At 75.2% G+C, this 2,442-nt stretch carries 2 protein-coding genes; both read right to left on the reverse strand.

Annotated features, from left to right (window positions below):
* Positions 1-1,928: DUF3488 and transglutaminase-like domain-containing protein (locus AB0M20_RS38240; RefSeq protein WP_364305776.1), on the reverse strand; the 1,928-nt coding region annotated here is incomplete at its 3' end.
* Positions 1,922-2,442 (reverse strand): DUF58 domain-containing protein (locus AB0M20_RS38245; protein WP_364305778.1); only part of this gene is annotated, 521 nt, incomplete at its 5' end. The genes AB0M20_RS38240 and AB0M20_RS38245, both read right to left, overlap by 7 nt.

Raw genomic sequence — 2,442 nt, forward strand, 5'->3', positions numbered from 1 at the left:
ACCGGCTTGCCGGCCAGCCGCAGCGCATCGGTGAACTCCAGCCACGCACCCGAGATCCGCTCGTCCGGCGTGCCCTGCGACAGCCGCCGCCGGCGCAACGAACGCCGCATCGACACCAACACGAGCCCGGCGGCGGCCAGCAGCAGCAACGCCGAGCCGGAGGCTCCCGAGGCCACCACCACGGTGGACGGCCCGCCCGGTCCGTCGGCCGCGGCAAGCGGCGGAGCGGTCGATGCCGTCGGCTCGTCCGACGGCGGCGGGGCCTCCGACGGCGGCGGCGGCGGGGTGGTCGGCTTGGGCGTGAAGTCCTCCTCGACCGGCGTCGGGTCCTTGCTCTTGGGCATCGGGTCGAAGGCCACCCACCCGAGGTCGTCGAACAGCACCTCCGGCCACGCCAGCGCGTTGCCCGCCGTGACCGGCCCGCCGCCGGGCTTCACGTCGAAGCCCACCACCACCCGGCTCGGCAGCCCGGTCAGCCGGGCCAGCAGCGCATACGACGCGGCGAACTGCTCCGAGGTCCCCACCTGCCCGCCCTGGTTGCGGGGCCCGAGCAGGAAGAACTGCAGATTGGGGTACGCGTGCCCGCTCGGCGCGTCCGGCACCCGGCGGTAGTGCTCGGCCAGGAACTCCTCGATCGCGGTGGCCCGGTCGAACGCCGCGCCGTTGCCGTCGGCCAGCTGGTCGGCCAGGCGCTGGATCTGCTCCGGCACGTCCGCGCCGACCGCCAGGTAGCGCGCCACCGGGTCACCGGCGGGGGAGTCGGCGTCGGGCAGCAGGTTCAGGTCGGGGGTGGCGCGCTGCGAGGTCAGCGAGTAGTGGACACCGGGACGCAGCGGCGCCGGGCTGATCATCGTGCCGGTCGCCGGGTCGAAGGCCACCCGCGCGCCGTCGACGGAGCTCGGCGTCGGCACCGCGGGCAGCAGCCGGCCGGTCAGCCCGTCGACCGTGATGTCCTGCCGCACCTCGTCGACCGTGGCGTCCGGCGGCGCCGGCTGCGGTGGCAGCACCCGCCCGGCGTTGCGATAGGTCGCGCCGACCCGCCAGGTCACGCCGTCGTAGTCGGACAGCACCGCCAGGCGCAGACGGGTGCGCTCGGACGTGGACAGCCGCACGTCGAGCAGCTTCTCCTTGGGCGTCAGCGCCCAGCCGGAGATCCGGTTCAGCGGGCTCTCGTCCAGGCTGTCCACCTGCGGCGGCGTGACGTACTTGCGCGGGTCGACCGGTGTCCTGGAGACGAACCCGCCCGCCCACGGTCCGACCAGGGCGATGAGGGCGACCACCACCGTCAGCCCGGCGGCGGCGCCCGCGAGCGCTCGCCCGCGCACCAGCCGGCGCGCCGAATCGGGCAGCTCTGCTGTGTTCGTACCCGTCAAGGGTTTTGCCAGCGCGACCACGACGATGGCCGCGAATGCCACCGTGGTCGACACCGCGGCGCCGGCGTTGGGGCCGACCACGTAGAGCGCGCCCGCGTAGAGGGCGGCGGCGGGCGCGCACCCGAGCAGGACGCGGCCGGCGCGGACGGCGATCTCGGCGCCGGCCAGACCGGCGAGCCAGGCGGCGATGACGGGTACGACCACGGTGTCCGGCGTGGCCTCGACCGGGATCATCGCGGTGAGCAGCCGCGGAATGCCGTTGATCAGCGCGTCGCGGACGATCGTGGCCAGCGGATCGGTCAGCGCGGCCCGGTCGGCGGCGATCGTGAGGGCGGCCAGCGTGTAGCCGGCCAGCAGCGTGACCGACAGCGGCGCGACGGCCCAGGACGGCATCCGGCGCGCGGCCACCCCGGCGCCGACCGAGCCGACCGCCGCGCCCGCCACCAGCCAGGTGAGCAGGTCGCCGGCGTAGATCCGGCCCAGCGCCACACCGGCCAGCGCGATCAGCCCGGCCAGCGCGATCGGCACCAGCGCCGCCCGCAGCCACCTCACCATCCGCGGACCCCGTCCCAGGCCGCCGCGAACTGGTGCCCGTCGTCCGCCTCGATCACGATCATGCCGTCACCGGCGGTGACCGGCGCGCCGTCGCGGTCGCCGAACAGGCCCGCGATCACCACCGGGTACGGACCGCGCAGCGCACCGACCGCGCCCAGGTCGTCGAGGGCGCCCGGGCCGGTGAGGAAGACCAGCGTGTCGCCGAGGCGCTGCGTGCGCAGGTGCCTGATCCGCGCGGTCAGGTCACCGTCGGTGAGGACCACCTCGGTGAGCACGTCGAGGTACGGGCCGGTGCGCGCCGCCGACACCAGGTGCAGGCTGACCGGCAGGTCCTCGCGGACCGCGGCGGCGATGATCGACGCGGCCGCCTCGCACGCCGACTCGAACGTCTCGGGGTCGGGGTGCGCAGCGGCCCGGTCGTCGAGCAGCACCACGATGGTCGGCTCACTGGTGTCGAGCTGCTCGCGGACCATCAGCTCGCCGACCTTGGCCGAGCTGCGCCAGTGCACCCGTC

This window comes from Actinoplanes sp. NPDC051633, from assembly GCF_040681735.1.
Classification (GTDB): Bacteria; Actinomycetota; Actinomycetes; order Mycobacteriales; family Micromonosporaceae; genus Actinoplanes.